This is a genomic window from Pseudoalteromonas lipolytica, assembly GCF_001306915.1.
Lineage (GTDB): Bacteria > Pseudomonadota > Gammaproteobacteria > Enterobacterales > Alteromonadaceae > Pseudoalteromonas > Pseudoalteromonas simplex.
Genome location: NZ_LJTC01000003.1, coordinates 84,221 through 109,904, shown reverse-complemented (window position 1 = coordinate 109,904; position 25,684 = coordinate 84,221). Strand labels below are relative to the sequence as shown.

Genomic DNA, 25,684 nt, shown 5'->3' with positions numbered 1-25,684 from the left:
TGACATAGGTTAAAAGTTAAAACTGTGCTTTGCGGTGAATAACTTGTTACAAAAATTCAATCCGTTTAATACAGCAACATTGGTCAGAAAACGGCTTTCATGGTATGTTTTCTCCTAATTTTAGAAAAAGGAATTCATCCTATGAATAATAAGCTTCTTGCTGGGGGCGCGATTGCCATTGTTGCAGGTGCGTTGTTGTACTCACAAAATAAAGCCAGTGTTGATGTAGATTTACCTGAGCTTGCATACGTTCCTGCCGATACGGCAGTTTTTTATGGTCAACTTAAACCGTTTCCGTACAGTAAATACTTTGCGCTTATGCCAGATGCAATGAAAGGCACGAGCGATTTAACGCCCATCATTGCTGAGCTTAAAACAGTTGATGATAAGAATGCCCTATTCCTTGCATCACTGATGGAAAAATACCAGCAATCATTGAGCTCTTACGATGCCTTCAAATCGATATGGGGCTTTGGTGATGACTACAAAGGCATGATGTACGCGCAAGGTTTAATGCCGATTGTGCGTTTTCAGGTCGCTGATCAAAGCAGCATTATCAAAAGCATTAAACAATCTGCTGATGAAGCCGGTATTGCTTATACTACAGAAAACCTTGAAGGCGTAAGTTACACGCGCTTTGCCATTGAGCTTGAAGGCTTAGATAACTTCAACCTAATTGCATCAACACACAACAATTGGGCTACCATCACGCTAACCACTGCTCTTTCTAATGACCAAGACTTACGTATAGCCCTTGGCGTAGAAAAACCTGCTCAATCACTGGCTGAGACTAAAAAACTACCTGAGCTTATTAAAACTTTCTCACTTGATGGTAACTCGGTTGGCTTTGTTGATCATCAACGTATCGCCAATGCTGTAACAGGCAAAGAAGACTCTCGCTTACACCAGATGCTCAAAGAGCTACTTGATAAAGCCCAGCAAGCGAATGCGTTAGCAATGATTTCAACACCTGAGTGTCAAGATGATATAGCAGCCATTGCCGCTAAATGGCCTGCAACAGTATCTGGCACAACAAAAACACGTATTACCGCCGACTACGCTGACTTTGACGTAAAAGCAGTACTGCAAAGCACAGATCAAGACTTACTAAATACCCTACAAGCTGTGCGTGGTTTTGTACCAAAACATACCACCGGGCTTGACGGGCAAATGATGAGTGTTGCCTATGGTATTGATGTGGCAAAAGTACTGCCACTGGCCAATACACTAACCGGTGCAATTAAGTCGGCTGAGTTTAACTGTGGCCCAATTGTCGCACTACAAAATGAAATGCAAGAAGTAAGCACTGCTGGCCTTGCTATGATGTCGGGCTTTGCTAATGGCGTACAAGGTATGAGTGTCAGCGTTCAAGACGCTGCATTTACTATCGATGACTACAACGGCCCACAAATAGACAAGCTTGATGCCATCGTTACCCTATCGGCGACTGATGCCCATGGCTTGTATTCAATTGCGCAAGGTTTTGTACCGCCGCTTGCTAACATAAAACTACCAGCCAATGGTGATGCAGTACTGATCAATGAATACATTCCATCGCCTGTGCCACTTAACTTTGATATAAAAATGGCACTTAAAGGCAATCATATTGTGATTTTCACGGGTGATAAGTCAGCGCAGATTGCCGAGACTTTAGAGTCGCAAAGTGTCACTAAAAATGGCTTTGTGAACATGGCATTCGACGTACAAAAAATCTTATTACCTTTGCTTGATACGATTGCTGCAACGGGTCAATTAAGTGATGAAGAAATGGCTGAGCTTGATTCGCTACGCGACCAACCTGTCGGTGTTTATTTTGCCACAGACATTACCGACAACGGCATTGGCCTTGAAAGTAACGTACAAATTACTAAAAAGTAATTTTGAGTTTGAATCTAAAAAGAGCGCTATTTAGCGCTCTTTTTTTGTTGCCATTTAAGTGAGTTGTTAGTGTCTCGACTATTACAAATGGTGTCGTTTGAACTTTCAATACCACCGAGTTTGGCAAGTCGGTCGTACAGCACAACATTGCAGGTTGCGGCTAGGTTCATACAGCCTATGGTTGGCACATACACTACTTCATCACACCATTTCAGCACGTCTTTACTCACCGAGCCATCTTCAGGGCCAAATACATAAAATGCGTTTTCAGGGTGCTTAAATTCAGGCAGCGGCGTTGCACCTTCAACAAGCTCAATCACCACAGTTGTGGCACCTTCAGGCTTTGCTTGCTCTAGGCTTTCAACTTGCGTTAGCGGAATATGCTCAAGCACATTTTTAGTATCAGTATGGTACTTATTAGCGCGTAAATAGCGGCTACCAGTAAAAAACACCTGCTTGGCATTGTAACAACCCGCGGCACGTAGTACGCCACCCACATTGGTTGGACTTTTTGGGTTTAACAGGCCAATGCTTGCTTTAAGGGCGCTCATTAATCAATGTCTCTGGTTGGCCACTCGGCCACGTAAAGGTCAAAATCATCTAGGTCTACATCACAGTCTTTTACTGTTTTGTCACGCACAGAAATACCCAGCTCATGCATCATATCTTTACTGCCACCGTTCAGTAGCGGGTGCCAAGACGCAAGGCCACGGCCTTCGTAAAGGCGACGGTAGCTACAGCTTTGCGGCATAAAAAAGATATCTTTAAGGTTTTCTTTAGTGAGCTTTACACATGAAGGCACCAAAGTTTGGCGGTTCGCATATTCGCTACACCCACAGGTGTCGTTGTCTAGGTATTGGCAAACGATATTAGTGAAAATGAGTTCTTCACCCTCGCGAAGTTGATCCGTTGCGGTAAATTCATCTTCGTCTTCGCTGTCGATAAACGTGTTTAAACAACATTTACCACAGCCGTCACAAATGGCTTCCCATTCGGGTTGTGACATTTGCTCAAGCGAGCGCTTAAGCCAAAATTGATCTTCTAACATGGTATTACTCAAAGCCCCTAAACAGCGCGCATTCTAGCGTAAAGCCAGCATGCGCGCAAAGGTGCTATTTTTGCTCGTTAACCCAACGCTTAATTTTCTCTTCAAGAATCGGCATCGGTAATGCGCCATCAATTAGCACTTGCGTATGGAAAGCTTTAATATCGAACTTATCGCCTAACTCTTTGCTCGCGTAGTCACGTAGTTCTTGAATTTTGAACTGACCTAACTTGTACGACAGCGCTTGGCCCGGCCATGCGATATAACGCTCAACTTCGGCGATAATGTCACTTTCGGCCATTGATGAGTTAGCCAACATGTAATCAATACCTTGTTGACGTGTCCAGCCTTTTGCGTGGAAACCAGTATCAAGCACTAAGCGCATTGCACGTAATTGCTCATCTGATAAACGGCCGTACCACATGTAAGGGTCGGTAAATAAGCCAAGCTCTTTTCCTAAGCTTTCTGCATACAATGCCCAACCTTCTGCAAATACCGTGTAGCCACCGAATTTACGGAATAGTGGTAATCCTTCAATTTCTTGTTGCAAGGCAATTTGAAAATGGTGACCCGGTGCCGCTTCGTGAATAGACAAGGTTTCAAGTAAAAACTTAGGCTGTGCTTTTAGATTAAAGGTATTGATATAGAAAATACCTGGGCGTGAGCCATCTGGTGCTGGCGACTGATAAGATGCACCTGCAGCAGATTCAGCGCGGAAATCTTCAACTGCTTTTACAACGTATGGCGCTTTTGGCGCAATATCGAACATTTGCGGCAGCTTAGCATCAATCTTTTCTTTTACTGCTTCGTACGCGGCAATTAGCTCTTCTGGCGTATCGTAGTAAAACTCATCTGAAGTTCTTAGGTGTTCAAAAAACGCTTTTAAATCGCCTTCAAAACCAACAGCCTCTTTGACTTTTTTCATCTCAGATAAAATGCGCGATACTTCGTTTAAACCAATGTCATGAATTTCATCGGCGTTTAGGCTAAGCGTTGTATGCTGTTTAATTTGATACTCATACCATGCTTTACCATTTGGTAGGTCGCTGTAACCAATGCTTTCACGGGCATTTGGAATGTATTCATTCGCTAAAAAGTCAGCCATTTTTTGATACGCAGGCACTAAACGTTCGCTGATCATCGCCGTGTACGCGCTTGTTAGCTGTGCTTTTTGCTCGTCGCTGAAAGATTCAGGTAACTGAGCAATTGGCCCCCAGAATAATGACTCTTCTGGTTTTTCTACAATATGAGTTTGAAATTGCGGTAATAGTTTTTCAGCAAGCGGTTTAGGAAGAACCACTTTGTCTTTCATGCCTTGGCGCATTGATTGCTCAACACTGTCTAACCACGCGATAAAACCGTCAGCACGTTTTTCAAATGCTTGATAATCTTCAACCGTGTTAAAAGGCTGTGCACTTTGCCCAGAGCCTAACGCAGCAAAGGTATTGTGCGCCCCGCCCATTTGATTAATTGGCATTAAGTAACTTGGAAATTGAGCACCTTCAATCGCAAGGTCTAAATCGCGAGCTAGAATTTCGTAGCTCAATAATGACTGACCCTTTAATTGCGCTTTGTCGATATTTGCTAATTTAGTTTGGTATTCTTTAACAAAATTAAGCCGCTCGTCGCGGTTGGCTTTACTAATGGGTGCAATAAATTGATCGTTAAATTCACTACGGCCAATGTAAGTGCCGCTAACAGGGCTAAACTTTAAGCCTGCTTCAAAGTAATCTGCTAGTAATGTATCAAGTTGCTCTGTGGCTGACGTTGCGCTTGGTGCTTGTTTGCTTACTGCCTGCGTTGTTTTTTCGTTGCTTGGCGTTGATTCATTACAACCAAGTAATGCAAACATCACTGCCGAACTAAGTAGTGCTAGTTTTACGTTTTTCATTCTTTCCCTGCCCTTATATTAAGTACGCGTAAATTATGAGGGTTTAGTTCCCTATTTAGCAAGTATCGCTGCAACTTATCGCAGTTTATTTACACTTTGTAAGCTGATTGCTAGAGTGGCGGCTCGACTTACCAATTTTGAATAAAAATGAAAAAGACAGCTCTTGCTATTAGCCTAGGCCTAGCTTGCCTAACCCCTTTAAATACCTACGCAACAACCTACTTATCGGCAAAAGCCATGGTAGATGTAAATTCAGGTAAACTGATTAAATCACCACTCATTAGTATAGATAATGGTCAAATTACAGCTGTGCAAAGCAATAAACAGCCAAACTTAAAAGACGGCGATAAGCACATTCAATTACCAGAACTGACTTTGCTGCCGGGTTTAATGGATATGCATGTGCATTTAACGAGCGATCCTACCGTACCGCGCAGTGAGCGAATTGGTCAATCGATTCCGCGTAAAGCAATTAAAGCGGCACACTTTGCCGAAAAAACACTGTATGCAGGTTTTACAACGCTGCGTAACTTAGGCGCAGAAGGCTACAGCGTGATTGCAGTACGCGATGGCATTAATGCAGGCGATATTGTTGGCCCGCGTATTTGGGCGGCTGGCCCGTCTTTAGGTGTTACTGGCGGTCACTGTGATAACAACCGTTTACCACCAGAAATGAAATACACCGCCGAAGGTGTTGCTGATGGACCATGGGCAGTGCGCGCTAAAGTACGGGAAAACATTAAGTACGGTGCTAATGCCATTAAGTTTTGCGCTACAGGCGGGGTATTTTCAAAAGGCACAAAAGTCGGTATTCAACAATATAGCCAAGACGAAATGAATGCCATTGTTGACGAAGCTCATTTACGTGGCCTAACCGTTGCAGCCCATGCGCACGGTACCAGTGGTATTAAAGCGGCCATTGTTGCCGGTGTAGACAGTGTTGAGCATGTTAGTTTTGTCGATAACGAAGCCATTAAACTGGCTAAAAAACACGGCACTTGGTTCTCAATGGATATTTACAACACTGAGTACACCCTTGCCTTTGGTGAACAAAATGGGGTTGCAGAAGAAAACCTCAACAAAGAGCGCCAAGTATCTAAAAAGCAACGCGATAGCTTTAGCCGCGCAGTAAAAGCAGGCGTAAACATGGTATTTGGTACCGATGCAGCGATTTACCCTCATGGCGATAACGCAAAGCAGTTTTCGCGTATGATTGAATTTGGTATGACACCGCTGCAAGCCTTGCAGTCTGCCACCATCAATAGTGCCAAACTACTTAAAGCTGATAATCAACTTGGGCAAATCAAAAACGGTTTCTTAGCCGATATTATCGCCGTTAAAGGCAACCCGCTTGAAAACATTGCAGTACTTGAAGATGTACAATTTGTAATGAAAGACGGTAAAGTTTTTAAATAAGCCACAATGTTGGCTTTGCACTTGCAAAGCCAACCACACCTCATGTAACCATTTTGAAAACAAATTTACCAACAAAAAACACACCCGTTAAAAAAATGTATCTAGGTTAAAAAAATACTCATAATGGTTAAATAAAACTTGAAATGAAAATGTCTCGCATTATCATTGCCGAAAAATTTCGACAATTACCTATAATCATGACATATAAATATTCAATTTTAGCCCTAGCCTGCTTAAGCGCATTCAATGCAAACGCCAGCGATTTAGACTCAGTTGAACGTATTACCGTTTACGACAAACAAAACCGTGTGGTACTTGAATCTGGCCTTGCCACAAAGTCAAATATGACCCTAATGGAAACACCTGCACCTGTTGTAGTTGTTGATCAAGAGCTTATCAACTCGCAAGGCGCAACTAACTTACAAGACTTAGTGCGTAACATCAGTGGTGTAACCCAAGCCGGTAACAACTACGGTATTGGTGATAACTTAGTGATCCGCGGTTTAGGCGCTAACTATACTTACGATGGCATGTATGGCGGTGCAGGCCTAGGTAACACCTTTAACCCTACACGCTCAATGACCAATGTTGAATCTGTAGAAGTACTTAAAGGCCCTGCAACAGGTTTATATGGTATGGGTAGCGCAGGTGGTGTTATCAACCTAATCGAGAAGAAACCGCAATTTACTGAAAAACACACGGTAAATGCTGAGCTTGGTCAATGGGATAGCTACTCATTAGGCTTTGATAGCACAGCAGCATTAACCGACAACCTTGCTTATCGCGTTAACGCAAAAACCGCTCGCAGCGATGGCTACCGCGACTTAAAAGACGACCGTGATGAAATTTATGGCGCGTTAAAATACGTATTAAGCGACAAACAAGACATCATGATTTCTGCCGCTTATATTAAAGATGCCATTGCCGTTGACTCAATTGGCCACCCTATTCGTATTTTTAACAGCGACTCAGTGAATGGCAAAACCGCAGGTGAAGTAACCGCCGCCGATTTAATTAACGACGCAACTGCACAAGGCCTGCAACTAACCGAACAGCAACGCCAACAATTAGCTGGCTCACTGGCAGCAAATGATGGCTTAACTCCTTACACCTTTGGTCATAACGGTATTATCTCGCCGATGGCAAATGATAACGAAGGCGAAGAGCTGCGCTTTAAGTTAACTCATAACTACTTTATTACTGATAATTTATTTTTAAATCAGCAATTACAATATCGTAATTACGAATCGAGCTTTGCCCGCCAAACGGGTGCTTATAACTATGTTTATTGGAACCGTAATGGCGTGATCAATGCCGACCCGCGCGCTCCTTTAGTGGTTGATGACGTACTTTACCCATTTGCAGCGCGTCGCCAAGAGTACCGCCAAGTAGAAGCTGACGAAAAATCATGGCAATACTTTGCAGACTTGCGTTATGACTTTAGCTTTGCCGGAATCGATAACGAACTACTTGTAAACGCCAACTACGAAGACCGCGATATTCGTTTTAAACAATACTCAATTTACGATGCCGACAAGGTCATTAAAAACAAAGATGGAGAGGTTATTTACCAAGGTCAATTACCTTACATTTTTGATATTCGTAACCCGAACTGGGGCGAAGGCAGCTTTTACGACTACGACCCGCTAAAAACCAGCGATTACAACAAAAAGGTTCAAGCTTGGGGTGTGGGTATTCAACATGTTGCCTATATTCACGACACTTTCACAACCCGTGTAGGTGTTGCGTTTAACCGTATTAAACAAAGCTACGAACACTTTGGTGTTGATGCGCGCTACCGCGCTAGTGCCGCCGAGCCAACGCCAGAAGCAGATACATCAGACAGCGGTATGACCTATAACCTAGGTGCAACTTATAAACTTAGCGATGATATTTCGTTCTTTGTAAACCACTCTAAAGGCCGCACAGCCTACAGCGTACTTGGTAGTGTATCGGGTAACGAAGCAGACCGCGATGACGCCGAGTCAGTCAGTAACGACATTGGTATGCGTGTAAAAGCCTTTGACGATCAACTACTGGCATCACTTGTGGTATTTGATAGTGCCCGTACCAACCTTGAGTATGCCAACCCAGAGTACGAAGCCGGTGTATCTGATGCCTCAGTACCAAAAAGCTTTTACGATGGTGAAGAGCAAACCAAAGGTGTTGAGCTTGATTTAAATGCCGATTTAAACGAGCAGTGGAAACTTAACGTAAACGCGGTGTATCAAGACGCTCGCGATAAGAAAAACCCTAACTCATCATCTTTCGATACTCGCCAAAAAGGTGTGCCTTATGTAACAGCAAGCAGCTGGTTAAGCTATGACGCTAAATGGTTTGATTTAGCCGAGCCACTGACAATTAGCGCAGGCGTACAATATGTTGATGACCGCAGCACAAACTCAACCTCGTTTGGTATACCTGATGGCTACGTACCTAGCTACACGGTTTACGACGCCGCCATTCAATACCAAACAGATGATTGGAAACTACAGTTAAACCTAAATAACTTGTTTAACAAAACCTATTACTCAAAAGCAATGTTCTTAGGCGGCATGCCAGGAGAAGAGCGTAATGCTAAATTAACCTTTAGCTACACACTTTAATTGTGAATTAATAGCAAAAAGCGCGGCTTAGTTAAGCCGCGCTTTTTTTGTTTAGATTTTTGATATTAAACATAAGATGATCTAGCCTCGTCCTAAGCTAAATAACTTATTCTGTCGAGTCAGACTTACGTGCACTTGTTATGTAATAACTCAACAAAATTTTTATCCCAAACTAATTCTTGAACAGAGGCTCTCGTAGGCTTATCCCAAATTTTTTCTAGTTTTTGTATTTCAAAAATGCCACCGTCATATAAGCCTTTTGCTCTTTTAACATATTCAGATGACTCTCCTATTTTTAATATGTAAGTAATATCAACTGTTGTATCACCATTAATACTATTCCAACCAACAGCGTGTATTTGGCCGTTCAACTCACATGTTCCATTTGATTTACCTGCTGAAACTTCTTTGAAGGCTAATTCAACTTCAGCTTGAATAATATCTTTTACAGGCTGCTGAAAAACATACCCTCTCCAACTCCCGTCAGATTGACAAAGTGCACAGCCAAACCCTGATGTAGCATATTGGCTGATATTCCGATGAGGTTCATAAGTAAAATTATTAATACTAATTTTAGGGATATTTTTATTTATGTTAATTGGGCTACCGGTGTAATTACCATCTAAATCATATTGTATCGGTTGTGCTGCACAGCCACTTAGCAATAACGATGTAATAATCATAATTTTTTTCATAATTTGAAGTAATTCCTTTTTTTACTAAGAGTATTGTTTTTAAAATGATAGACATAACGCCGTATTTAGCTTTTAGAGCCACCAACCTAAACATTTAGTAACTACATTGGACTATGAAATAACTGAGATCCGATTGCCACTATTCCTACTTTGTATGGCAACACTATAGAGATTATACGAATCACAGTTTTTGTTGCATAATAGCTTTGGGCTTCGCTAATATCTGCCCGATGTATCAGAGTTGGGGATATTTTTGCTATGGGAATTTGATTTTTAGTGGCTTTAGCTTAGCTTTTGTTTCAGCTTTCCCTGTATTGCTCAGCGTATTTTTAGTTCCCATTACACCTAAACTTATCTAGATAAGCAATTATATTTTTTACACATCAAAGTAAATATCAGCCAAAATAATTAAACAAATTAACTGAATCAACTCAAAGAGTCATCACAATAAGGCCTGTGATATAGCTTTTTAACATGTCGTTAAATATATCGTTGATATCTTCTAGGCGTTTTTCTTTAATAATTTGTTTAACAAAAACTATTACTCAAAAGTAATGTTCTTATGCGGTATGCTAGGAGAAAAGCGTAATGCTAAATTAACCTTCAGCTACACACTTTTTTTGTTTAGTGAGAGCGAGTTTTATTGGTAGTTCGTTTTTGGAAAAAATGCTTCAGAGATGAAGGTAAGTTTTGTGCAAAAATTAGACGGCATTAACGACCGCATAAGTGGTGCATAAAGCGAAATATGAGCGCAACCAAAATTTTTGCGTCCCCCTTTAATGCGATTATTATACAACACTTACAAAGATGGTGCATAAGCATTCATTCCGAAAAATAACACTAAAGCACAAACAACTAAAATTAAGTTTAAAACAGCTCCTTTTATAAGGTCGTTAGGTGACTCATTCATTTCGTCAACGTAGGTTTGGGGGGTTAACATTGAGAACAAAATTGCTAGTCCTATGAAAAAAAAACCTAGGATAAAAAAGTAAATTATCTTCCAGTGCTTATATAGCGAAGTTGTATCTATTTTATGAAGCAAGCGGCTGTTTTCTATATTCTCAGTTCTAATGTATGCGGCCGAAGTGATGAAAGAGAGTGTCCATAAATCCAAAAGAATTTGAGGCACATCAATACTAAAGATTTTAAATACTCCTGATACAACTAACCTATAATACACCAAGATACTTGAGAACACTTCTGAAAGACCAACCGTAAAAAACTGTTGGAACAAACTCACTAAACTTAATGTACTTACGAGTAGAGCTAAATATTTAAGAATTTGATTCATACTAGTGATTAAAGTGTTGTATAATTTGTATATAGCGAGCGAATACTCGCTTTCTGAATGACTCATTTGTAACAAACTTCTAAACTAATTGCCAATACAACGAAAATGCAGTGGTTCTAGCTTTTGTCCTAGGACAATAATGAACGATAGGGTCGTTTTCTGACTATGCAGTAATAAACTTTGACGAAATAGAAATGCAATTGTGAACGGCCGAATTCGCTCTTTTGATAAATTCGCTTAAGCATGTATTGAAGTAATAACGAATTACAACACGCTGCTTTTTAGCATATGAAAAACTGTCAGATTCAATTGAATCACTCAATCAAACCTGACAGCATTGCATCAACTAACTCAGTTTAAAGCGTCATCACGATTCGACCAGTGATGTCGCCTTTTAGCATATCGTCAAAAATATCGTTGATATCTTCTAGGCGTTTTTCTTCAATAATGGCTTTAACTTTCCCTTTTGCTGCAAAGTCGAGGCATTCTTGTAAGTCTTTACGCGTACCAACGATTGAGCCTACAACAGACACACCATTTAATACGGTGTCGAAAATTGGCAATGGCATATCTTCGGGTGGTAAACCTACAAGCACGCATTTACCGCCACGGCGAACGCTTTTATAGGCTTGCTCAAAACCGGGTTTTGAAACAGCAGTACACACAACACCATGTGCTCCGCCCACTTGTTCAAAAATGGTTTCTGAAGGTACTTGCTTCATAAAATCTATAGTAATGTCTGCGCCAAGCTCTTTAGCTAGGGCCAACTTGCTCTCGCCGGTATCAACGGCAATTACATTAAAGCCCATTGCTTTTGCGTACTGCACTGCTAAATGGCCAAGGCCGCCAACACCGACAATTGCCACCCAATCACCCGCTTTTGCATCAGTCACTTTAAGCGCTTTATAGGTAGTAACACCCGCACAAAATAGTGGTGCGGCTTCTGAAAAGCCTAATCCTTCAGGAATTTTAACCACGTAATCGCCATGGGCTACACAGTACTCGGCGTAACCTCCATCAACTGAATACCCAGTGTTGTGCTGCTCAAGGCATAAGGTTTCTTTGCCCTCTAAACAAAACTCACAATGACCACAGGCGCTATACAACCAAGGAACACCGACACGGTCGCCTACTGATAAGTGTTTAATGTTTGCGCCTACTTTTTCGATAGTACCTACCCCTTCATGGCCCGGCACTAATGGCATTTTGGGTTTAACTGGCCAATCTCCATGACAAGCATGTAAATCTGTGTGGCACACTCCACACGCGGCAATTTTAACTAGCACATCGTTAATTCCCACCTCTGGGCATGGGATATCTTCGATTGTTAATTTACCTTTGTACTCTTTATTTACTGCAGCTTTCATAACGTTCCTCCATGGTATTATTGGATTTCAGCCTATACGATAAACTTATTAACTGTCACTATTATTGATCCACATCAAATAGCTAATCACTGCGGCATTTAATTAAACTACACTTTAAATTCAATAACTTAAAACTAAATAATGGCGTATCTACACTTTAGTAGTAGCAGATTGCATAGTGGCTATTTCTTTTAGTTATACCCCGAGCGTGCTAGCATTTAATTTCTGAAATTTTTGAATACTAAAAATTATGAGCCTATCTGAAAAAAACTTAGCTTTTGTTATGCACTGCGGTGAAATGGGTAGCCGTTGGGGCTTTAACCGCACCATTGGTCAAATGTGTGGATTATTAACCATTACTAAAGAGCCAATGACCGCCAATGAAATTGCCGATACCTTAAGTATCTCGCGCGGAAACGTAAGTATGGGTATTAAAGAGCTACAGTCTTGGCGCTTAATTAAAGTGCATCATATTCCGGGTGACCGTAAAGAATACTACGGCCCTGCTGGCAGCATTTGGGATATGGCCAACCGCGTATTCGAAGAGCGTAAAAAGCGCGAGATAGACCCTACCCTTAGCCTGCTTCGCGATAACATTTTAGAAGAAGCCCACAATGATGATGAACGCTTTGCTCAGCAGCAAATGCAAGAAATTCACGACCTACTTGAAACCGTAACCAAATGGTCAGCAGAGCTACAACGCTTAAGCCCTGAACAACTTCAAAGCCTAATGAAACTAGGCTCTGGCATTGGCAAGGTGCTTGATTTTAAAGATAAGATTTTGAAAAAACCGGGGAAAGGGGAATAAGTTAGCGAGTTGCTAGGGGAAAGTTTGTAGGAGGCGTTTCAACGCCGAACATCTAAACTTCACGGCTGAAGCCGTTCCTACGGGACTCACCGTAGGCGTGAAACTTGTTTCGCGCGCTCTCTTGTAGGCCGTGCTTTAGCGCGTTTTGAATGGATAGTCATAACTACTCTTGCCTTTGCTATACTAATAATTAAGCGTTTATTTACGTTCTGACTTAAATGGATATTAAGCTATGTATAAAGAGACAGAAATAAATTACTCGTTAATTATTATTTTATTAGTAATTAGTGCCTTTATAATTTTCTCGCCTGAACTGGCTGACCTCAAAATAATTATATTATCGATAAACCTGCTTGTTACTTTGCTGTTCTTTTCGCTCACAATCGTAATAGATGAGCAAAAGCTACGTTGGTATTTTGGGTTTGAGATTATTAGCAAAGATGTTGAATTATCTCAGATTGTAGAAACCTCAGCTTACAAAACAAAGTGGTATCAAGGAATTGGCATTCGTATGCTAAGTGATGGCTGGTTATACAATGCGTCAGTTGGTCAAGCTATTAAAATAACTTTAGCTAACAGAAAAAACATATACCTTGGCTGTAAAAACGTTGATGCACTGCAACAAGCACTCAAGGTAAAGGTTTAAAAATTGTATCGAAGGGAAAGTTACAGGAGTAAAGTTAGCAAGTATAGATTAATAATTTTGTATTTTTCCTCTTAAGCGCAGCGTCTCTTGGCCTCTTTGTGAGTAATTCACTTAGAGATCTTTTGCAGTAGTAATATTTAACATAAAAAGCGCGAGATAAACTCGCGCTTTATGCAAATCCCCTAGTACCTAGTTACCTAGGCTCTAGTATCTAATTACTTAATCGCTGGGTAACCGATGCGATCTGATAAGTAACCAACACTGGTTGCAAAGTAATACGAGCGATTCCAGTGCATAAGTGCTTTGTAGTTATCGTAGGCTAGATACATACGGCCGTTTACGTCATCTGGCATAACCATTGCGGCGGTAACATCAACGTTTGGTAGGTCACTACCATCCATTTTACGTACACCGATTGCTTGCCAATCAGCAAGGCTGCGCTCTGACTCTTTCCAATACTCTAACCATTGGCTGCGCGTTTTAGTGCCACGCTTAAGAATATTTGCGTTATCAAAGCCTTCAGGTAGTTTAACTTGGCGGCCCCAGGTTAAATCATCGTTCCAACCTGCTTGCTTAAGGTAGTTAGCAATTGAAGCAAAGGCGTCTTCTTCTGTGGTCCAAATGTCTTTGCGGCCATCACCGTTGTAATCAACAGCGTAAGCGTTAAATGAAGTTGGCATAAACTGCGTTTGCCCCATTGCACCAGCCCAAGAGCCTTTGAACTTATCTAGGGTAATGTGACCCTCTTTTAAGATATCAAGTGCTGCCCAAAGTTGGTTTTTGTACATGGTTTCGCGGCGACCATCAAAAGCAAGTGTAACTAATGATGCAATGACACTGTGACCACCTTGGATTTTACCAAAGTTACTTTCAAGGCCCCAGAGTGCCACAATAAAACGTGCTTGTACGCCGTATTCTTTGGCTACTTTTTCAAGAACCTCTTGATTTTCTTTGTATAGCTTACGCGCGCGGTCAATTTTCCATTGCGGCACACGTTTTGGTAAATAAGTTTCGAGGGTTTCTTTTACTTCTGGCTGGTTTTTATCAGCTGAGATCACTTTCTTTTTGAATTTAGCTGTTGCAAGTGCTTGATCAACTAAGGCTTCATCATAGCCTTTTTCAAGTGCTTCTTTTTTTAATGCTGCAACGTAAACGTCAAAATCAGCTTGTGTCTTTTGTTCTGCCAATACTGAAGTACTTAGTGAAGCACTGAGTAAAATGACGGCAAGTTTTTTAATCACTCTCAACTCCCTTGTCTTTTTTAAATTGGGTTAACAGATTTTCTTCCGGCGGAGGTAATTGCAAGTAGAACCCTTGGTCAATTAACGCTTGCTTAACCGCGTCTAAGTCTGCCACACCTAACTTTTCACGGCTTGCTAGATTAATCATCATCACGTACTTAGGTTGACCAAACGTTTCTAGTAATGGTTCAGGTACGCGTGAGAAATCATCTCTTTTTTCTACAAAAAGGTATGTATCCGCTTTTTTAATACTTTTATACACCGCAGTTAGCATTATGGCCCTATAATATCTTGCTTAACGAAGGCGCACACTATAACATGAGTGATATAATAAGTTAGAAAAAATAGATTAGATTTTTAATGTATATGCCTTGTTCAGCCTGTGTTTATACTTAAATAATGCTAATCCAGACAATTCAATTGAGCGTGTATGTCGGAACAAATTTTTGAATTAAAAGGGAACCTTTTTACGTTATCTGTTTTACATTTATTTTCAGCAGATACAGCCCTTTTAAGTAAGCAGTTAGATGAGAAAATCGCCCAAGCACCTAAGTTCTTTGCCGGTGCGCCTATCGTAATCAACTTAAGCGACGTACAAGATGAAGCGCTTGATTTCTCTTTCTTAAAATCAATGTTAAGCGGCCTTTCGTTAAACCCTGTTGGGGTTTGTAATGGCTCTCAAGAGCAAAACGAAAGCGCAAAAGCTGCGGGCCTGTCGGTGTTAAATTATTCACAAGACGTTAAGGGTGCAACCGCTAAACAACAAACAAATACATCTATCGTTGAAAAAACCGTTCACCTGCCTGCGCAAGTTATTCATGGCACTGTACGTTCGGGCCAGCAAGTGTATGCAAAAGACCGCGACCTAATCGTAATTGGTGCTGTAAGTCATGGCGCCGAAGTGATTAGCGATGGCAACGTGCACATTTATGGCACCCTTCGCGGCCGTGCAATTGCAGGGGCTAAAGGTTACAACGAAGCAAATATATTTTGCCAAAAATTAGAAGCAGAACTTGTTTCGATTAATGGTAGTTATTGGATCAGCGACTCTCTACAAGGTGAACACTGGGGCAGCGCAGTACAAATCCAACAAAAAAATGATTCATTAGAAATTTCAGCTTTGGTTAAAGGATAAATCTCATGGCAAAAGTGATTGTCGTTACTTCTGGTAAAGGTGGTGTTGGTAAAACCACATCGAGTGCTGCGATTGGCACAGGTTTAGCGCTTAAAGGCTTTAAAACCGTTATTATCGACTTTGATATTGGTCTACGTAATCTTGACCTTATCATGGGTTGTGAACGCCGTGTTGTTTATGATTTCGTAAACGTAATCAATGGCGAAGCTAACCTAAATCAAGCACTTATTAAAGATAAGCGCGTAGATAAGCTACATATTTTACCTGCCTCACAAACCCGTGATAAAGACGCCCTAACCCGTGACGGTGTTGAGCGCGTACTAAACGAGCTGAAAAAAGATTTTGATTACATTGTGTGTGATTCTCCAGCGGGTATCGAAGCTGGTGCAATGATGGCAATGTACTTCGCTGATGAAGCGATTGTAACAACGAACCCAGAAGTATCATCAGTACGTGACTCTGACCGTATTCTTGGCATTTTACACAGCAAATCAAAACGTGCTGAAGAAGGCCTTGAAAGCGTAAAAGAACATCTACTATTAACTCGCTATAATCCTGAGCGTGTTGAAAAAGGCGAAATGCTTTCAGTAGAAGACGTACAAGAAATCTTAGCGATTAAACTACTGGGCGTTATTCCTGAATCACAAGCTGTACTTAGTGCATCAAACTCTGGTCAACCGGTTATCCTTGATGGTGAATCGGATGCAGGCCAAGCGTACACAGATGCAATCAATCGTTTATTAGGCGAAACTGTTGATTTTCGTTTCTTAGACGTAGAGAAAAAAGGCTTATTTAAACGGATTTTTGGAGGTTAATGTGTCTTTACTTGACTACTTCCGCTCAGAAAAGAAAAGCAGTGCGTCATTAGCAAAAGAGCGATTGCAGATCATTGTCGCGCACGAACGTTCACAGCGTGGTACACCAGATTACCTACCACAGCTAAAACAAGACATCCTTGATGTTATTCGTAAATACGTGAATGTAAACACTGATGCAGTTCAGGTGCAGTTTGACCAAAACGAAGATGACTTAGCAGTACTTGAGCTAAACGTCACCTTACCTGACGAAGAAAAGAAATAGTCAAAATTGGGCGCTTAGTTTTTTAACAGCGCCCTTTTTTATTTCTGCCACTGCATATGAAACTCATAGTCGTCTTCGCCTAGAGTTTTAAACCCTGCCCGTTGATATAATCCATACGCTGGATTCGCTTTTAGCACCGTTAAATTAATCTCTGCTGTTTGCGCTTTAAGTGCACCTAACACCTTAGTGCCTAATCCTTTGCCCTGCTCTTTAGGTGCAATTTGTAGCTGTAATAAACTGATTGCTTGGTCACTCACAATGAATTTGGCAGCGCCTACACATTGCCCATCATTTAACACTAAATGACTGTGCTCAAAGTGTTCTGCCACTCTTGCTTGATGTTGCTCAAGTGATAAAAATAACCCTTGATTCTCTAAGTGCTCAACCATGGTATTTAATCTTAAGTCGAGTAAATAGGCTTTGTCTTGCTCTGTAACCGCTACAAATTCAATCATTATTGTCTTAAAAAAGAAAAAGGTACTTTAATAAAAGTACCTTTTTAGGTTGCAACAAACAACATGTCTTGGGTTAGAAATTATAATTTGCGCCTAAGTAAAAACGGCGGCCTGAATATTGGTTATAGGTAAAGCGATTGCTTTGTTTCCAATATCCTTCTTCTATTTCTTCAGTTAGGTTCACCACTGACGCGGTAAACGAAAGATCCTCTGTTAGGTTATACGAGGCATTCACATCTAGCTGACCATAGTCTTTGGTATACAAGTTGTAGCCTTGGTGAATACCGTTAGCACGGTCATCTTTCCAGTTATATGACGCTCGAACACTAAAGTCGTCATTCTCAAAGTACACCGACACATTATATTGGTGCTTAGCGGTGCCCGGTATTTCGGCCTCTGTTTTTTGTCCGTCTGTCGAGACTTCGCTAGTGCTGGTATCTGTGTAGGTATAGTTAGTTAAAATACCAAAACCATTATCAAACGAATGCTGGAAGAACAGCTCTAAGCCTTCTGATTTTGCATCACCCCCACCCACTTTGGTGTTCATTTCGACCTCAATTGGGCCGTTACAACAATCGTGTTCACGCTCTACAATTTCTACCGTCGAGATTGGTAGGTTAGAAATATCTTTAGAGAATAACGTAGCACCCAATGCAGAACCATCGCCGTAATACCATTCAATACCTAAATCAAATTGGTCAGATAACATAGGTTCAAGGCCTGTGTTTACCGAGGTACCATTACCGCGGCCTGTCCATGAATCTGGCGAGTTAATATTAACTGGAGGACCGTAAGACTCTGCTTGGCTTAAGTCTGAATAGCTCACTCTGGCCATAGTGCGTGCTGCGGCAAAGCGCACCACAAGATCTTCGGTTGCATCCCATGCAAGGTTAAAGCTTGGTAGTACTTCACTGCCATCGCTACTACGCTCGTTTGGATCCGTGTCGTCATCGTCTTGACCTATAACATCATCGTAGGTCAAGGTGCTTAGTTCAGTATTAACATAGCGCACACCAACATTACCGCGGAAATCTTGCCACTCAAAATCAGCTTGTGTATAAACAGACCAAATTTTTTCTTCTAAAGCATAAGTACCCGAAAGCGTTGGCACCACTGTCTGGCTAAAGTTTTCTTTTAAGTAATCATCCAGCGCTCTAAAATCAAACGCTAAAAAGTTAAATGCGCCAGTATCACCTGCACTGTTATCAACCACATGGTCGCTTACCAATGTTGGCGCATCTGGGTGAAAATCTGGATTATGGAACCACTCAGTGCCTGGCAAGTAACCGCGGTAACCGCCGTTATCAGAGATGCCGTCATCCCAACGAAAGTCGTTACGAATACCTTTAATTTCGTGGTCGCGGTATTTAGCACCTACATAGACACGGGTAAAAAAGTTGCCATCGAGGTCAAATTTTACATCTGTTTGAATGTAATCTTCTGAGTCTTCATTTTCAGATGAGTAAGAGTCAAACCAATCATAATACTGGTATGCTTCTTTATCGGTGGCTAAATCAGTCGACACTTCGTAGCTTGGTTTACCGTTTTCAATTGACCATAACCAGCTGTTTACTGAGCCTAAACGCGCATCAATATTGGCGTAGGTTTCTTTTGAGGTGCCGCCTTCAGCTTCAGTATGACCCAGCTTTACTGTAATGCTGTACGTATCGCCAAAATAAGTACCTTCAAAATCATAGGTGTTTGATTTTGACTCGCCAAAACGCTCACGCCCTGTTAACTGCGGTGATAACAAGCCACGGCGAACAGCCACACCACCATTTACATCGGCATCACCCCAGTTATTATCATTAAGTAACCCATTATCGCCATTACCGTAGGCAACCACGGTATCGCCATCAAGCACAATGCCGTAATACGGGTTGTGGTTATCATTCCATTCTGCAAAAGTAATGCTTTGCCCTGTTTGGTCGTAGCCTAACTTGGCACCAAAATAGTTAAAGTTTAAATCAAGTCTGTCACTCGGTGCCCACTGCACAGCGACTTGATACCCATCGCGTGTACGGTCTTGGTTTGAGTTATTAACACTCATCGCACGAGGCGCCCATACATTGTTGTACACTTCGCCAGTGGCTTGGTCTACCAGCGCAGGACGCTCTGCACCTTCAACGGTATCTGAGTGAAAACGCCAGTGTGATGCGTTGTTAGTGATGGTTGTTACAGTGCGATCTTGACGAGTAAAACCGGCCAATACACCAAAGTTTTCGTCGTCATTTTTCCATGAATACAGCACATTAACTTGCGGCTTAGTGTCTTCAGACACATCATCGTAAGTCACCTCGGCACTTAACGCCCCTGAATTTGCTTCCATCTCAAGCGGTTTACGGGTGTGTAAAATAACCGTACCACCAATACCGCCTTCATCGATGCGTGCTTCTGCACTTTTGTACACTTCTACACTTTTGATCATGCTTGAAGGCAATAACGTGTAATTAAAACTACGGGTAGGAGTACCAGAACCTGATGAAGCAATATAGTTACCGTTTAATTGGGTAAGTGTCCAATCTGGTGACGTACCACGAATACTCACGCGGCTACCTTCGCCACCGTCGCGGTCAATCAAAACGCCCGATACACGTTGCAAAGAATCAGCGACATTTTTATCAGGAAACTTACCAATATCCTCTGCGGTGATTGCATCAACGGTAGCCGTTGAAAGTCGTTTTATTGCTAAGTTTTCTGCAGTTGAAGAACGAATACCTCGTACTTCAATCACTTCTACATCTTCATTTACTTGCTCTGCTGCGTAACTTGTATTGATTGCCGCCAGTAGCGAAATCAAAATTGCATTTCGCTTAAAATGCCTTCCTTGCCCTTTTGTTTTTATTACAGTTTGCTTGCCCATGCCTATCTCCAGTTGTGTGTTCTGTTTTTGTTTAAGAGGCTTTAATACCAACCCGCAATAATACTTAGTCATTTTGAGGGATTAAACCTGTCGCTAACTGCGTTAAAAATTTCTGATTTAGAACAACTAAATAACGAAACTTTTGCCTTGTTATCAACAAGGTTTTCTTGCCTCAAAATAGACCATTTAATTAAGCGAATTGGTATAACCTCTCAAAAAACGATTTATTGTTGTCGGTTTTTAAACTGATTATCGGTAGTTAACAGCTTGTTAAACTCAAACTCAGAATAGGGTGAGCGGTCAAAAAGTGATAATAAAAATTCGGTGAGAGATATGACAAAATCGGCGTTTGGAATATTTTATATTCATTTTTATAATTTCTGCTTTATAGTTAGGCCTGTAGTTGCAGAGCTAGTTCACTCATCAACACAGACTTAGTTAAAATAGTAACTAATTGATATTTAACACTAAATTATATTTCATTACAATTTTAAGTTTACGTTAAATTAATTAACTAATGAGTAGGTGTAATAGATATGGTAAAAACACGTCCATGAACAATGGTAAATTTCTTGAAGTATGCCTAAACGAAGGGTGCTTAAAGCTGCTTGCTAACAACATTTCGCTGGCTAGTAACTTAGGCGCAAAACGCTTTGAGCTATGCAGTAATTTACACCTAGGTGGCTTAACACCAAGTGTTAATGCGATTGATTGTGCTGTAAAAAGCCTAACCAATAGCGCAGATTTAGTGGTGATGATACGCCCCGAAGCAAACAACTTTTTCGTTAGTGCTGAGTGTCACCAAGTTATGCAAAAACAAATAACAATGGTAGCGAACGCGGGGGCGCATGGCGTGGTATTTGGTGCAGTTAAAAACGGCGAACTTGATTTAAAAGTGACCCGCTCTTTAGTTGCCACAGCCAAACAGCATGGCCTAATGGTGACCTTTCACCGTGCATTCGATACCCTTACAAACCCGTTAAGCGCACTTGAGAAACTGATTAGCTTAAAGGTTGACCGCATCTTAACAGCAGGCACGCCATGGCAAAGGGGTCAAAGTGCTGTAGATGGTCTAAATCAGCTCAACACATACTTAGCGCACAGCGCTAATCAGATAGAAATTGTTATGGGTGGTGGCGTTACTTTAGAAAACGCGGCAACACTTTGGCAATTAATAAAAAACCATTCAGCAAAAGCGGCTGTGCATGTACACTCATGCGTTCACAACGAAAATGGTGCAATTAATGCTGAGGCTATCAATAAGCTACTTTCAAAGGATTAAGCATGGCAACGTATTTTTTAGGTATTGATGGCGGTGGCAGTAAGTGTAAAGTTCGTTTAGAAAACGAAAACGGCTCATTGCTGAGTGAAGCCATAAGTGGCTCTGCAAACGTGGCCACCAGCTGCCAACAAAGCCAAGAGTCAATACTGCACGCCACTGAACATGCATTTCATGAAGCTGGGCTTGCCTTAAGCGAGCTGAAAAACACCTATGTGCATGCAGGGCTTGCCGGAGCTAATATCGACTCTGCCTATCAAGCTATGACCAAGTGGCAGCACCCTTTTGCCAAGTTTACCCTGTCAACAGATATGCTGATTGCCTGTAAAGGCGCGCATCAACACCATGATGGCGCAGTGATTATTCTGGGCACGGGCTTTTGTGCGGGTTACCAGCAGCAAAACCAATTTAGCGAATTAGGTGGTTACGGGTTATTACTGAGCGATGGTGCCAGTGGGGGTTGGTTAGGTTTACAACTTTGCCGTAAGGCATTTGCAGTACTTGATGGTGTTGCTCAAAGTTCTGCAGCAATAAATACCCTACTCACCCAGCTTAACTGCGACTCAAGCCAAGCGTTAAGTCAGCGTTTAATATCAGCGCGCCCTGCAGAGCTTGCCAAATTTGCGCCACTCGTTTTTAGCCATTCTGACGATGCTTTTTGTCAGCAATTAATCAATGAAGCGTGCGCATACATTACCCGCTATATCACTTACTTTGAAAAACAAGGTATTAAAAAAGTCAGCTTGATGGGCGGCATTGCCAGTGCCATCACGCCTTACTTACCTGATGCCAGTAAAGCGCATTTAACCCCCGCCCTTGCCAGTGCAGAGCAAGGGGCTATTTTAATGGCGAGAGAGGCAATTTAATCACCTAATTGCGAGCGCATTTGTGAGGGAATTTCACCAAACAAACGCCGAAATTGTTTGCTGAAGTAACTTGGCTCAGAAAACCCGCACTGGTAGGCCACTTGTGAAATGGGCAGTTGCGTTTCAATTAGCAGCTTACGGGCATTTTCAAGACGCACTTCGTTAATAAATTGATTAGGTGTTTTCGCTAAGTGCTTTTTAAAGCGGCGCTCTAAAGCACTTACCGACAAGTGTGCAAGCTCTGCTAATTCATCAATGCTGATCTGACGATGATAATGCTCGCGAATAAATTTTACCGGCTCTTCAATTGCCCTTACATGAGAAAGCGCTTTTGAGGTTTTTTGTAGATGTCGGGTCACTCCATAAGTGCCTATCACATTGCCATCGTGATCTTTTAAAGCATGCTTTGATGTAGAAAACCAACCAAGCTCACCTTGTTGGGTTTGGTTAAGCTCTAAACGGTCAGTCACTATATAGCCTTCCATCACTCGTTTATCGTCATTGACGTATTGAAACGCGAGGTGCTTTGGCGAAAAATCGAAGTCTGTTTTTAGCAATATTTGCTCCAGTGTTTTATAACCCTGATGCTCAATAAAATGCTGATTACAATGCAAGATTCTACTATCTGTGTCTTTTACCCAAAAGAGGATGTCTGGCAGTAAATCAAATGCAGCAATTAGCTGATTTACGCCAGCTTTTTTTATTATTTCTTGAATATCCATCGCTTAATTTTGTCTCAATAAAGAACAGCCCTATATATTTTAAACGCCGATTTTGTTGCATTGTCAACCGAATTTTTATTAACGCTTATTGGTTAAGCTTTCCTATTATCAATAACATGATATTAACAGTAGCAAACGCTATTTAAATTAGGAGCGCTTAAGATGAGCAAAGCTAAGATCCGCATGGCAATGGTAGGCGGTGGCGATGGTGCCTTCATTGGCGCTATTCATCGAATTGCAGCGCGATTAGACGGAATGATTGAGCTTGTTGCAGGCGCATTCAGTTCAGACGCAAACAAATGTAAAACAACTGGCGAATTACTTGGGCTTGATAGCAGCCGCTGCTACGACAGTTACCAAACGCTATTTACCGAAGAAGCAAAATTACCTGCTGATGAGCGTATTGATTTTGTGGCTATTGTTACGCCAAACCACTTACATTTTCCGGTCGCGAAAATGGCGCTTGAACATGGTTTTCATGTGCTCTCAGATAAACCTGCAACGCTTACTCTCGCAGAAGCAGAGCAATTACAAAGCATTATTGCAAAACAGCAGGTTTTATATGGCTTAACCCACACTTACACCGGTTACCCTATGGTCAAAGAAGCCAAGCATCGCGTAAAAGCAGGCGAGCTCGGCAGCATACGTAAAGTCATTGTTGAGTACACTCAAGGCTGGTTAGCGCACAGCGAAGACGAAGGTTCAAAGCAAGCAAGCTGGCGTTTAGACACCAGTAAGTCTGGCATTAGTTGTTGTATGGGCGACATTGGCGTGCATGCAGCTAACTTAGCCGAGTATGTTTCTGATCTCGAAATCACCGAGCTTTGCGCCGATTTAAATCATGTGGTTGAAGGCCGAGCCCTTGATGATGATGGCACTGTGCTTCTTAGATTCAATAATGGTTGTAAAGGCGTTTTACTGGCAAGCCAAATTGCTATTGGCGATGAGAACAACTTACACCTGCGTGTTTATGGCGATAAAGCCAGTCTTGAATGGTCGCAACTTGAGCCAAATAGCTTATGGCTACGAGGCCACAATCAAGCCGCAACATTACTTAGAGCGGGCGTAGGTGAATTACACCCTGACACGCAAAATGCCCTGCGCGCCCCTGCCGGTCATCCAGAAGGCTACCTTGAAGCATTTGCCAATATTTACCGCAATTTTGCAGCGCAGATCCACGCATTTAAGCAAGGCGATAACGCAACAAATTCAGCATTTGATGTACCAGGCATCAATGAGGCTGTGCGTGGTATGGCGTTTATTGAGCATGTTGTTGCTTCATCGAAGCAAGATACTAAATGGCACAAATTACAGATTGGATAAAAAAGAATGAATAGAATCAAAGGGCCAGCAATATTTTTGGCGCAGTTTATTTCAGATCAAGCCCCCTTCAATAGTTTTCGTGGTTTATGTGAGTGGGCAAGCGGTTTAGGTTACAAAGCGATTCAAGTGCCAACCTCAAACCCGACTATTTTTGATTTAGAAAAAGCAGCTCAAAGCCAGCATTACTGCGATGAAGTCACTGGTATTGCCACAGAGTATGGACTTACAATTTCAGAGTTATCAACACATTTGCAAGGCCAGTTAATTGCTGTTCACCCTGCCTACGATGAAATGTTCGATAACTTTGCAGCAGAGCATGTAAAAGGTAACCCTGCAGCGCGAACAAAGTGGGCAACAGAGCAACTGATGCTAGCAGCGAAAGCGAGTAACAAGCTTGGCTTAACAACCCATGCGACATTCTCGGGGTCTTTTTTATGGCATACCTTTTACCCGTGGCCACAGCGTCCACAAGGACTTGTCGAACAAGGCTTTAGTGAACTTGCTAAGCGTTGGTTACCTATTTTAGATTGCTTTGACGAGCATGGCGTGGACGTGTGTTATGAATTACATCCGGGTGAAGACCTGCATGATGGTGTGACATTTGAGCGCTTTTTAGCAGCAACCAATAATCACCCACGCGTTAATATTCTATATGATCCTAGCCATTTTGTATTGCAACAGCTCGACTATTTAGCGTTTATCGATATTTATCATTCGCGCATTAAGGCGTTTCATGTCAAAGATGCCGAATTTATCGCAAATGGCCGTTCAGGTGTTTATGGCGGATTTCAAAACTGGCAAGACCGCCCGGGGCGTTTTCGTTCTTTAGGTGATGGCCAAGTAGATTTTAAGCAAATCTTCAGCAAGTTAACTCAATATGGTTTTCATGGTTGGGCTGTACTTGAATGGGAATGCTGCTTAAAGCACCCAGAAGATGGGGCAAGAGAAGGCGCTGAGTTTATTAAAGCACACTTAATAAACCCAACAGACAAAGCCTTTGACGATTTTGCCAGTGGCGCAACAAACACTGAGCGGAATAATCGAATTTTAGGTTTATAAACCGACAACAATAGAACA

23 protein-coding genes are annotated in these 25,684 nt (G+C 41.8%); 12 read left to right on the top strand and 11 right to left on the bottom strand.

Annotated features, from left to right (window positions below):
- Nucleotides 1–141 precede the first annotated feature (141 nt).
- On the top strand, nucleotides 142–1,878 hold the full coding sequence (locus AOG27_RS05760; RefSeq protein WP_054552061.1) for a hypothetical protein: 1,737 nt from the start codon (nucleotides 142–144) through the stop codon (nucleotides 1,876–1,878).
- 26 nt (nucleotides 1,879–1,904) lie between these two features.
- Here AOG27_RS05760 and AOG27_RS05755 read toward each other — a convergent pair whose 3' ends face one another.
- From AOG27_RS05755 to AOG27_RS05745, 3 genes are all read right to left on the bottom strand, one after another.
- The gene (locus tag AOG27_RS05755; protein ID WP_054552060.1) at nucleotides 1,905–2,429 is read right to left on the bottom strand and encodes an RNA methyltransferase; all 525 of its coding nucleotides are present in this window, start codon (nucleotides 2,427–2,429) and stop codon (nucleotides 1,905–1,907) included.
- Nucleotides 2,429–2,926: a YcgN family cysteine cluster protein gene (locus AOG27_RS05750; RefSeq protein ID WP_054552059.1), complete on the bottom strand. Its 498-nt coding sequence runs from the start codon at nucleotides 2,924–2,926 to the stop codon at nucleotides 2,429–2,431. Before AOG27_RS05750 ends, AOG27_RS05755 begins: the two co-directional genes overlap by 1 nt.
- 64 nt (nucleotides 2,927–2,990) lie before the next feature.
- The gene (locus tag AOG27_RS05745) at nucleotides 2,991–4,814 is read right to left on the bottom strand and encodes a DUF885 domain-containing protein (RefSeq protein ID WP_054552058.1); all 1,824 of its coding nucleotides are present in this window, start codon (nucleotides 4,812–4,814) and stop codon (nucleotides 2,991–2,993) included.
- 147 nt (nucleotides 4,815–4,961) lie between these two features.
- On the opposite strand from AOG27_RS05745, the gene AOG27_RS05740 reads away from it, so the two are divergent.
- Nucleotides 4,962–6,230: a metal-dependent hydrolase family protein gene (locus AOG27_RS05740; protein ID WP_054552057.1), complete on the top strand. Its 1,269-nt coding sequence runs from the start codon at nucleotides 4,962–4,964 to the stop codon at nucleotides 6,228–6,230.
- A gap of 197 nt (nucleotides 6,231–6,427) precedes the next feature.
- Nucleotides 6,428–8,836 (top strand): TonB-dependent receptor, encoded by a 2,409-nt coding sequence (locus AOG27_RS05735; RefSeq protein ID WP_054552231.1) that lies wholly within the window; start codon nucleotides 6,428–6,430, stop codon nucleotides 8,834–8,836.
- 125 nt (nucleotides 8,837–8,961) lie between these two features.
- Here the strand turns inward: AOG27_RS05735 and AOG27_RS05730 are convergent, their stop codons facing one another.
- From AOG27_RS05730 to adhP, 3 genes are all read right to left on the bottom strand, one after another.
- Nucleotides 8,962–9,531, bottom strand: coding sequence for a hypothetical protein (locus tag AOG27_RS05730; protein WP_054552056.1), 570 nt, complete (start codon nucleotides 9,529–9,531; stop codon nucleotides 8,962–8,964).
- Nucleotides 9,532–10,330: 799 nt separating this feature from the next.
- The gene (locus tag AOG27_RS05725; RefSeq protein ID WP_054552055.1) at nucleotides 10,331–10,888 is read right to left on the bottom strand and encodes a hypothetical protein; all 558 of its coding nucleotides are present in this window, start codon (nucleotides 10,886–10,888) and stop codon (nucleotides 10,331–10,333) included.
- A 290-nt stretch (nucleotides 10,889–11,178) separates the two neighbouring features.
- The gene (gene adhP / locus AOG27_RS05720) at nucleotides 11,179–12,189 is read right to left on the bottom strand and encodes an alcohol dehydrogenase AdhP (RefSeq protein WP_054552054.1); all 1,011 of its coding nucleotides are present in this window, start codon (nucleotides 12,187–12,189) and stop codon (nucleotides 11,179–11,181) included.
- Between the two features lie 250 nt (nucleotides 12,190–12,439).
- Here adhP and AOG27_RS05715 point away from each other — a divergent pair, with 250 nt between their 5' ends.
- Nucleotides 12,440–12,997 (top strand): GbsR/MarR family transcriptional regulator, encoded by a 558-nt coding sequence (locus AOG27_RS05715; protein ID WP_054552053.1) that lies wholly within the window; start codon nucleotides 12,440–12,442, stop codon nucleotides 12,995–12,997.
- A gap of 232 nt (nucleotides 12,998–13,229) precedes the next feature.
- Nucleotides 13,230–13,643, top strand: coding sequence for a hypothetical protein (locus AOG27_RS05710; RefSeq protein ID WP_054552052.1), 414 nt, complete (start codon nucleotides 13,230–13,232; stop codon nucleotides 13,641–13,643).
- Nucleotides 13,644–13,858: 215 nt separating this feature from the next.
- On the opposite strand, the gene AOG27_RS05705 is transcribed toward AOG27_RS05710, so the two are convergent.
- Together AOG27_RS05705 and AOG27_RS05700 are read right to left on the bottom strand one after the other, a co-directional pair.
- The gene (locus AOG27_RS05705; protein ID WP_054552051.1) at nucleotides 13,859–14,884 is read right to left on the bottom strand and encodes a lytic murein transglycosylase; all 1,026 of its coding nucleotides are present in this window, start codon (nucleotides 14,882–14,884) and stop codon (nucleotides 13,859–13,861) included.
- Nucleotides 14,877–15,158, bottom strand: a complete 282-nt coding sequence (locus tag AOG27_RS05700) for a YcgL domain-containing protein (protein ID WP_054552050.1) — start codon at nucleotides 15,156–15,158, stop codon at nucleotides 14,877–14,879. The genes AOG27_RS05705 and AOG27_RS05700 overlap by 8 nt, the downstream gene beginning before the upstream one ends.
- A gap of 156 nt (nucleotides 15,159–15,314) precedes the next feature.
- Between AOG27_RS05700 and minC the strand changes: the two genes are divergently transcribed.
- Genes minC through minE form a run of 3 tightly spaced genes read left to right on the top strand, consistent with a single transcriptional unit; the run spans nucleotide 15,315 to nucleotide 17,099 of the window.
- Nucleotides 15,315–16,019, top strand: a complete 705-nt coding sequence (gene minC, locus AOG27_RS05695; protein ID WP_054552049.1) for a septum site-determining protein MinC — start codon at nucleotides 15,315–15,317, stop codon at nucleotides 16,017–16,019.
- Between the two features lie 5 nt (nucleotides 16,020–16,024).
- Entirely contained in the window at nucleotides 16,025–16,834 is an 810-nt protein-coding gene (minD, locus tag AOG27_RS05690; RefSeq protein WP_054552048.1) for a septum site-determining protein MinD, read from the top strand.
- 1 nt (nucleotide 16,835) lies between these two features.
- A complete protein-coding gene (gene minE / locus AOG27_RS05685) occupies nucleotides 16,836–17,099 on the top strand; it encodes a cell division topological specificity factor MinE (protein WP_054552047.1) in 264 nt (87 codons plus the stop codon).
- Nucleotides 17,100–17,137: 38 nt separating this feature from the next.
- Here minE and AOG27_RS05680 read toward each other — a convergent pair whose 3' ends face one another.
- Together AOG27_RS05680 and AOG27_RS05675 are read right to left on the bottom strand one after the other, a co-directional pair.
- Nucleotides 17,138–17,554 carry a GNAT family N-acetyltransferase gene (locus tag AOG27_RS05680; protein ID WP_054552046.1) on the bottom strand — a complete coding sequence of 139 codons (417 nt, stop codon included), beginning with the start codon at nucleotides 17,552–17,554 and terminating at the stop codon, nucleotides 17,138–17,140.
- 73 nt (nucleotides 17,555–17,627) lie between these two features.
- A complete protein-coding gene (locus AOG27_RS05675; RefSeq protein WP_054552045.1) occupies nucleotides 17,628–20,417 on the bottom strand; it encodes a TonB-dependent receptor in 2,790 nt (929 codons plus the stop codon).
- Nucleotides 20,418–20,970: 553 nt separating this feature from the next.
- On the opposite strand from AOG27_RS05675, the gene AOG27_RS05670 reads away from it, so the two are divergent.
- Together AOG27_RS05670 and AOG27_RS05665 are read left to right on the top strand one after the other, a co-directional pair.
- Nucleotides 20,971–21,699 (top strand): copper homeostasis protein CutC, encoded by a 729-nt coding sequence (locus AOG27_RS05670; protein ID WP_054552044.1) that lies wholly within the window; start codon nucleotides 20,971–20,973, stop codon nucleotides 21,697–21,699.
- A gap of 2 nt (nucleotides 21,700–21,701) precedes the next feature.
- Nucleotides 21,702–22,562, top strand: coding sequence for a BadF/BadG/BcrA/BcrD ATPase family protein (locus tag AOG27_RS05665; protein ID WP_054552043.1), 861 nt, complete (start codon nucleotides 21,702–21,704; stop codon nucleotides 22,560–22,562).
- Here AOG27_RS05665 and AOG27_RS05660 read toward each other — a convergent pair.
- A complete protein-coding gene (locus AOG27_RS05660; protein ID WP_054552042.1) occupies nucleotides 22,559–23,284 on the bottom strand; it encodes an AraC family transcriptional regulator in 726 nt (241 codons plus the stop codon). The two genes, AOG27_RS05665 and AOG27_RS05660, sit on opposite strands and share 4 nt — an antisense overlap.
- A gap of 162 nt (nucleotides 23,285–23,446) precedes the next feature.
- Between AOG27_RS05660 and AOG27_RS05655 the strand changes: the two genes are divergently transcribed.
- Both AOG27_RS05655 and AOG27_RS05650 read left to right on the top strand, forming a co-directional pair.
- A complete protein-coding gene (locus AOG27_RS05655; protein ID WP_054552041.1) occupies nucleotides 23,447–24,607 on the top strand; it encodes a Gfo/Idh/MocA family protein in 1,161 nt (386 codons plus the stop codon).
- Between the two features lie 6 nt (nucleotides 24,608–24,613).
- Nucleotides 24,614–25,666 carry a sugar phosphate isomerase/epimerase family protein gene (locus AOG27_RS05650; RefSeq protein WP_054552040.1) on the top strand — a complete coding sequence of 351 codons (1,053 nt, stop codon included), beginning with the start codon at nucleotides 24,614–24,616 and terminating at the stop codon, nucleotides 25,664–25,666.
- Nucleotides 25,667–25,684 lie beyond the last annotated feature (18 nt).